This is a genomic window from Streptomyces sp. NPDC059909 (assembly GCF_042730885.1).
Classification (GTDB): domain Bacteria; phylum Actinomycetota; class Actinomycetes; order Streptomycetales; family Streptomycetaceae; genus Streptomyces.
The window spans coordinates 1-5807 of record NZ_JBHWKX010000162.1; the positions used below are offsets into that span (position 1 = coordinate 1).

Annotated in this window: 6 protein-coding genes; all 6 read left to right on the plus strand. The window is 68.4% G+C overall.

From position 1 onward, the window contains the following. Positions 1 to 356: 356 nt before the first annotated feature. The 6 genes from ACFV9O_RS39395 (at position 357) to murF (ending at position 5379) form a co-directional block, all read left to right on the plus strand. Positions 357 to 584, plus strand: coding sequence for a hypothetical protein (locus tag ACFV9O_RS39395; RefSeq protein ID WP_385427651.1), 228 nt, complete (start codon positions 357 to 359; stop codon positions 582 to 584). Positions 585 to 1192: 608 nt separating this feature from the next. Beyond that, positions 1193 to 1822 (plus strand): hypothetical protein, encoded by a 630-nt coding sequence (locus ACFV9O_RS39400; protein WP_385427654.1) that lies wholly within the window; start codon positions 1193 to 1195, stop codon positions 1820 to 1822. Further along, the gene (locus ACFV9O_RS39405) at positions 1819 to 2040 is read left to right on the plus strand and encodes a DUF5999 family protein (RefSeq protein ID WP_385427656.1); all 222 of its coding nucleotides are present in this window, start codon (positions 1819 to 1821) and stop codon (positions 2038 to 2040) included. Before ACFV9O_RS39400 ends, ACFV9O_RS39405 begins: the two co-directional genes overlap by 4 nt. A gap of 332 nt (positions 2041 to 2372) precedes the next feature. Then, positions 2373 to 3338, plus strand: coding sequence for an ATP-grasp domain-containing protein (locus ACFV9O_RS39410; RefSeq protein ID WP_385427659.1), 966 nt, complete (start codon positions 2373 to 2375; stop codon positions 3336 to 3338). Between the two features lie 26 nt (positions 3339 to 3364). Continuing rightward, positions 3365 to 3994 (plus strand): C39 family peptidase, encoded by a 630-nt coding sequence (locus tag ACFV9O_RS39415; protein ID WP_385427662.1) that lies wholly within the window; start codon positions 3365 to 3367, stop codon positions 3992 to 3994. Continuing rightward, on the plus strand, positions 3991 to 5379 hold the full coding sequence (gene murF / locus ACFV9O_RS39420; protein WP_385427665.1) for a UDP-N-acetylmuramoyl-tripeptide--D-alanyl-D-alanine ligase: 1389 nt from the start codon (positions 3991 to 3993) through the stop codon (positions 5377 to 5379). Before ACFV9O_RS39415 ends, murF begins: the two co-directional genes overlap by 4 nt. Positions 5380 to 5807 lie beyond the last annotated feature (428 nt).

Below are 5807 nucleotides of genomic sequence, written 5' to 3' on the forward strand. Positions count from 1 at the left end.
CCTCTGACCCCAGCAAGATCACCGAAAGTAACCACTCCCAGGACCCGACCAGCAAGGCCGCACGCCTCTACATACACAAAGGAATTGACAACCTCTGGGGCGCTGTGCCGGAGTGGTCACCGCGAAACTCCCAGGTCGCCTGGACATGACTACCGACAGAAAGCTACTGATCCACCACCTCAAGTATCCGGCGCTATCGCCGGAGAAATGCGCGGGATCGTTCAACTCCTCACTGAAGAGCGCCGGTTCCTGCGCCAGCTCCGGTTGAGGGCTGTCGTCCCGACCGGTGAACCTGTCCTCCCGCCTGCTCCTGGCGGCAGCTGACCCTGTGACCGTTCACACCGTGGAGGACTCCCATGCTTGAGGAACACCGCGACAGCCCGCCCCGGATCATCCCGGCTGGGTCCGTGTCGGCTCTGGCGCCCCTGCCCATCCGTACGCGAGGGCAGGCCCGCGGGGAGCTGGATGCACAGCACGCCGCGCGGATGGAGGAGCGCCCGCCCGACCTGTTCCACGTGCCGAACGCTCCCCAGACGTGGCGGCACCTCCACCGCGCACTCACGCGTGAGGAGCCCGAGACGTGACGATCACCGGCTTAGGCGTGGTCGCCGCGTTCGGCCTTCTCGTGCTCTTCGGCCCGAAGTGGGGACAACGACCGTGAACGCCGACGGGGCAAGACGCGTCTGCCGCGCCTGCGGTTCGCGATACGGCATCCGTTCAGGACGCTCCGCCGGAACCAGGGCAAGGCCATCGATCGCACCGGGTTCGGACTCGGGCAGTTCGCCGGGATCGGGATCTTCGTCGTGGTGGTCGTGGGCTGGCTCACCTTTCAGTACCTCTCGCACTACCCCTGAGACCGGTCATCTCCGTGCAACTGTTCCTCCGCGTTGCGCGGAGATGGCCATCCAGCCGGCTTCCTCCGAGCCCCGCCGAGACCCCCGTGCTCGCCGACACGTGCGCGGGCCGGTCCCGGGATTACCCCGCGTCGGAGGAAGCGGCCCCGCTCCTCGTGTATCCGCGCCGTCCCCCGTCGGCGCAGGAGAGTCGGGCCCCGGCCGCCCTCGCGTGTGGAACGGCGGCCGGCCAACCCTTCCCAATCGCCCCGTACAGCGATGAAAGGCAGCATCCCGTGCATGCCACGACCGACAGCACCACAGCCGCTCCGCGACTCAGGCCCGACACCGTCCCGTGGATGGCCGCGTGGACCGGTGAGGCCCTCATCGAGGCCCCCGTGATCATCCGGCCGCAAGTCGGCGGGATCGCCTTCGTGGACGAGCTGCCCACCGACCGTGGCGTGGGGAATGCGCTGCTGCACCGCGGCCGCCGCCCCGCCCGGGACACGCGCGGTCGGCCCATGTTCGGCGTCGTGCATACCAATCGGCAGCGCCGTGCGATGCGAAAGCTGCTCTGCCACGTCTGCGGCAACGACGCGGACCGCACTGACCTGGGTGTGCTGTGGCTGCTGGATAACACGGCAGCGAACTGCCCGCCAGGCTGGCCCGAAGAAGAGCTCACAGTGCACCCGCCGCTGTGCCTGGGCTGTGCCGCGCAGGCCGCTCGGCAGTGCCCGGAGCTGGAGAAGAAGGGCTTCACCGCGCTCCGGGTCCGCGATCCGCAGCCGTACGGCTACCGCGGAAAGCTCTACGCCCGGAATCTCGACCGGCATGCGTCTCCGTTTCCGATCCTGGCGAGGGGGACGGAGAACCTCGCGTTCTTGGATCCGCTGCTGCCGTGGCTGCTCGCCGCCCAGTCCATCCTGTGTCTGGTCGGCTGCACCATCGTTGACCTTGGCGCGGAGCTCGCGGCTGGAGGCGTGCGATGACCGCTGTGCCAGGATGCCGACACCAGCCCGCTTGCCCGTCGGCGGATTCAGCGGACAGGGAAGCCGCCCGCGTGGTGTCCCACCACTTCGAACAGGGCTGGGCACTCCTCTGCAATGGCGTACTTCAGTTCGACGACACTGGGGGACTGCTTCCAGACGGGAAGATCGTCGCCCCCCACCGAGCTGTTATGACACCCGCGTTGACCACGACGGCATGACCGGTGGGACTCGGGCCTGGCTCTGCCGCGGCCCACTGAAACTCCTGATGGGTATCGCCTGCCCCTACACGCGCCCCGGGACACCCAAGGCGCTGCTCGCCGCGCTGGACGAAGCCCAGTTCGCGTCGCCTCCGCGGGCGTGTCCGCAAAGAATGGCCGGCCCATAGACAGCCGCTCGGCATTCCGGAGTACGGGTTCGGTTCGTCGAGCGGTGCACACGGCATCCCGGAGCGGGGTAAGCGGCCCGCCGGCCTTGGACAGCGGAGTGCGGGCATGGCACCCGCGCCGGGACGCCCCGACTGGAGCACAACCCCAATCCTGAGGGAGCGTACATGCCCAAAACCCGAGACCATTCCGGCCTGCGCATCGGCGTTCTGTTCGGCGGCGACTCGCCCGAGCATCCCGGCTCGGTCGCCTCCGCCGAGGCGGCCTGCAAGGCCCTGACCGTCCAGGGACTCAACGCGCAGCTCATCGACCTGACCGGCCTGGACCTTACTGGCCTGAAGGGCCGGATCGACGTGGCCCTGCTCGCCTCGCACGGTCTGGGCGGCGAGGACGGCAAGATCCAAGGCGCGCTTGACACACTCGGTATCCCCTACACGGGGTCGGGCGTGAAGGCCTCCGCCGTCGGCATGCACAAGCCCACCTTCAAGACCGCGGTGCGGGGCGCGGTGATCGATACGCCGCAGTGGCTGGAGATCCACCCCACCCACTCCACGGCCACCACGGTCACCTCCGTCACGATGTCGCTCGGCTTCCCGGTCTTCCTCAAGCCCGCCTCCGGCGGCGGCAGCCTGGAAGCAGGCATCGCCCGCAACGAGACCGAACTCGCGGCGCTCCTGGAAAGGAACCGGGAGCAGCCCTACACCGAGTACCTGGTCGAGGAGTTCATTCCGGGCACTCCCGCTACCGTCGGCGTCCTGGAGATCGGCGGCGAGCTGACGACCCTGCCGATCCACACCGTGGAGACGGACCGGGAGTTCTACGACTACGAGGCCAAGCACGATCTCTCGCTTCGCCATGAGACCTGCCCGGCCGAGCTGCCGGACCTGATCGCCACGCAGATGAGGAGCATTGCCCTGCGGGTCCACCGGCTCGTCGGCGCGCACGGCGTTTCCCGCGTGGACTTCCTGGTCTCCCCGAGCAGCCGCACGCCCGTCCTGGAAATCAACACCGTGCCCGGCCTGTCCGAGCTCGGGAACCTCGCCACGATGGCCCGAGCCGCGGACATCTCGTACGAGGAGCTGATTGTGCACGTGTTGGACACGGCGTTCACGAAGCCCGCGTACGTGCCGTAGCAGACTGTGGGGCCATGACTGGCTCCATGACCATGCACCGTGTCCCGTACTACTCACAGTGGGAATCCGCCGACCTGGTACCCGAATTCATCACCGGCGCCAGGTCGGCGGCCGACGACCCGCTCTGGCAGAAGTCCGGCGCCGGAAGCCGAGAGGAATACGCGTTCTGGGCGCCGCGCATGTGCGGCATGGCCTGCCTGCGGATGGCCCTGGACTTCTGGGGCCATCCTGTACCGCCGTCCGTACCGCTGCTCCACGAGGCCCTCGCCGCGGGCGCATACGTGCGCACCGGGGAGACCACCGTGAAGGGCCTGATCTACGCCCCCTTCGCCGACTGGGTCACCCACCGCTGGGGCCTGCACGCCGAGCCGCGGCCCGAACTGGCGGCCGAGGAGATTGATGCCGAGGTCGCCCGGGGGAATCTGCTGCTGCTGTCCGTACACAAAACCATCCGCACCCTTGATCCGGCACCGGCCGGACGCGGCGGGCACCTGGTGCTCGCCGTCGGATCCGGCCCCCGCGGCGTCATGCTGCACAACCCGTCCGGCCTGCCCGGCCGGTCCCAGGAGTTCCACACCGTGCCCTGGACGGACCTCGACCGGTTCTACGCCGGCCGCGGAGTCGTCCTGGGTACCACCGCGCAAGGAGCCTCATGATCCCCCTGACCCTCGCCGACATCGCCCAGGTCACCCAGGGCCGACTGCACCACGTCCCTGACCCCAACGCCCTGGTCACCGCGCCGATCTCGTTCGACTCCCGCGACATCGCGCCCGGCGGACTGTTCGCATGCCTGAAAGGCCGCAGCCTCGACGGGCACGACTTCGCTGGCCAGGCCATCGCCGATGGCGCCATCGCCGTTCTCGCCGACCGCCCCGTCGACGCACCCGCGATCATCGTTCCCGACGTGCTCGACGCGATGGGGCAGATCGCCTACACCGTCGCCGAGGAGTACACCGGCACGGTCATCGCGCTCACCGGATCAGCGGGCAAGACCTCCACCAAAGACATCCTGGAGAACGTGCTCGCGCTCGACGGTCCGACCGTCGCCAACGCCAGGTCCTTCAACAATGAGATCGGCTTCCCCGTCACAGTCTCCCGAGTGGAGCCGACCAGCAGATACCTCCTGCTGGAGATGGGCGCCCGCGGCAAGGGCCACATCGCCTCCCTGTGCCAGATGGTTCGCCCCAGCATCGCCACCGTCCTCGGCATCGGCTCCGCACACGTCGGCGAGTTCGGCAGCAAGCAAGCCATCGCCGACGCCAAAGCTGAAATCGTCCACACCCTGCCCGAGCATGGCGTCGCCGTCCTCAACGCGGACGATCCGCTCGTCGCCCCGATGGCCCGCGAGACCATGGCGCGGGTCATCACCTTCGGCACCACAGACACCTGCGAGGTCCAGGCAAGCGACGTCAGGGTCAGTCCCGACGGCCACCCCACCTTCGTTCTTCGGCACGCCGACCGAGAAGAGAACGTGGCGCTCAGCCACATCTACGGCCGGCACAACGTCACCAATGCCCTTGCGGCAGCAGCTACTGCCATCGGCGCCGGGGTCCCCTTCGACCGCATCGTCCACGGGCTGAAAACCGCCGAGCTGTCCTCCGGGGGGCGCATGGAAGTCAGCGTGCGTGCCCACGACGGCGTCACCATCATCAACGACGCCTTCAACGCCAGCCCGGAATCCGTCCTCGCCGCCCTGGACGCCCTCGCCGACATCGCCGGAGCCGAGCGCCGTCGCATCGCCGTCCTCGGTGAGATGGCCGAACTCGGCGACGACGCACTCGACTGGCACGACAGAGTCGCACGCAAGGTCATCATCACCGGAGTCCACCGCACCATCGGCGTCGGCGGATACCATGCCCAGCACGTGATCACCACGATCCGGAATAGCGGCTTGGAAGCCACCAACGCCGACCCGGCCACCGGCCTTGCCGGACACGTCAACGCCCAGCTCCAGCCCGGGGACGTGGTCCTCGTCAAAGGAGCCAACGCGCTCGGCCTGGAAGCCGTCGCCCGCGAACTCGCCACTATGCAGATCCCGTAGGCAGGCACCCTTCTTACTGGGCATTTCGGATTCCCCGGTCGCTGCGTTGACGACGGCGCCCGCCTTGCGAGGCGCTGCGTCACACCTTCACGCTTCAGCGTCGAGCGGCAGCTGCTCACGGAGACTCACCCGGCGGCGCTTTGCAAGCCGCTCTTCGACTGACCGAGGGCGCGGACCTGAACGGAAAATCCAGGATCTCGGAGGCGTGCCGGAGCATCCGGGCGGTGGCATCCGGATGGCGGGTCGGCGGGGAGGGACGGTTAGGAGGCCGGGGCGAGGGTGACCTGGTGGCCCATTGCGGTCAGCTGACGGACCAGGTCGCGGGTGCGCCGAGCGGGGTCGATCAAGCGCTGGTGGTGATCGGAGCCGAGCTCGTGGTATTCGGCGTCAGGGTTGTTGATGAGGTGCCAGATGATGCCCAGGATCGA